This is a genomic window from Ruminococcus sp. 210702-SL.1.03, from assembly GCF_020559915.1.
GTDB lineage: Bacteria > Bacillota > Clostridia > Oscillospirales > Ruminococcaceae > YE71.
On the sequence record NZ_JAJCLZ010000082.1, the window covers coordinates 1 to 1,534 of the forward strand.

The window sequence follows — 1,534 nt, forward strand, 5'->3', positions numbered from 1 at the left end:
CCGCGACGAAAGATTCTATTAGGGTGAACTGGCAGGGCGTAAAGTGCGACGGCTACCAGCTTTACATGAGCGAAAACGGCGGCGCTTACACCAAAGTTGCTACGGTAAAGGGCGCTTCTGTCGGCACATACAAGATAAAGAATTTGAAGAGCGGTACTAAGTACACTTTCAAACTTAGAGCGTATGGCAGACGTGCGGACAACAACCGCGTTATAACCGGCGCGGCGGTAGTCAAGGCAAAAACTACCGTGAAAGATAACAGCGTTCAGCCCGAGTACGGCACTGTTTCCACCGAATACAAGGGCGGACAGACCGGCTGGGTAGTCTGCAACGGCATATCAGTGTGGAAAAACGGCAAGTGGGAAACCACCACTACCTCCTCTGAGGAAGCTTTTAAATTTGCTAAGCCGTACCTTACTCCGCAAAAACCCGGAACATATGAGGGCGAAAGCGTAGAAGGCATAGTTTGGGTATACCTCGGAAAATAATATCTTGCGCTTCCTGTCTGCAAAATAAGCTGGCGGGGGGCGCTTTTTTCTTGACAAATGCGGCGGCTTGTGATATAATTTAGAAAAATATCAAAACGAAACGAACAAAAGGGAGGGGAAAGATTTTATGATATGCCCTGAATGTAAAAATGAGATAGAAGAGGGCGCAAAGACCTGCCCCGCCTGCGGAAAAGCCCTCTCGCCCGAGCAGCCCGAGGTAAAAAGCGTGCGCGTAAAGCCCGCCGCGCCTACCCCCGAAGAGCGCCGCGAGGTGCGCGTCAACGCAGGCATCTACAAGCTGATATGTATAGCCATGGGGCTTTGCCTGATAGCAGGCTCGGTGGTCTGGGCAACGCTTATGCTCAAAGACCGCACCCGCCGCGACGACGCCCCGCCCGCTTCATCAGCCCCCGCACAGGAGCAGGAGCAGAGCGCGGCTGTTACCACAAAGCGGACTGAAACTACCACGACTACCACCACCGCCGACCCATACAAGCAGGAGGTAGCGCCGAAATTTGAGGAAGATTACGGCACTATGTACGTCACTACCGACAGCCTTGTCATGCGCATAGGCCCGGGGTATGATTACTCGAAGTGCGAAGGCGATCCGCTGGCTTCGGGCACGGCGCTGAACGTCACCGCCGAGCAGGAGGACGCTAAGTCTGAGGAAACGTGGTGCTATGTGACGTCAGACGGCGTGAGCGGCTGGGTGTGCAAGACCTACCTTTCGTCCACCGCACCGACGGTAACGGTGGTAAAGCCTGACGAATACTACTCTTCCTCCACCGATATTAGCGTTATCAGATACGGCGGAGTGAAGCTCTACACCGGCCCCGACACGACCTACGACGTGATAGCTGAGCTGCCGCAGGGCACTGAGCTGGAAAAAGTAGGCTACAACTACCTCAGCGTAAAGTGGACGTATGTAAAATACGGCGAACAATACGGCTGGATAGAAACTTACGACGGCGACTGGTTCAACCCGACCATTGAATAATTAAGGCAACACCGCACAACTACCGCCTAGCGGCTTTGTGCACATCTTG

2 protein-coding genes are annotated in these 1,534 nt (G+C 53.8%); both read left to right on the forward strand.

From position 1 onward, the window contains the following. Positions 1-488: fibronectin type III domain-containing protein (locus LI114_RS13420; protein WP_227221087.1), on the forward strand; the 488-nt coding region annotated here is incomplete at its 5' end. A gap of 127 nt (positions 489-615) precedes the next feature. Beyond that, complete coding sequence (locus tag LI114_RS13425) at positions 616-1,485, forward strand: zinc-ribbon domain-containing protein (protein WP_227221088.1); 870 nt, start codon at positions 616-618, stop codon at positions 1,483-1,485. Positions 1,486-1,534 lie beyond the last annotated feature (49 nt).

What these genes read in the sequence shown, in the direction of transcription:
- LI114_RS13425 (WP_227221088.1), top strand. Translation starts at nt 616, where the DNA reads ATGATATGCCCTGAATGTAAAAATGAGATAGAAGAGGGCGCAAAGACC.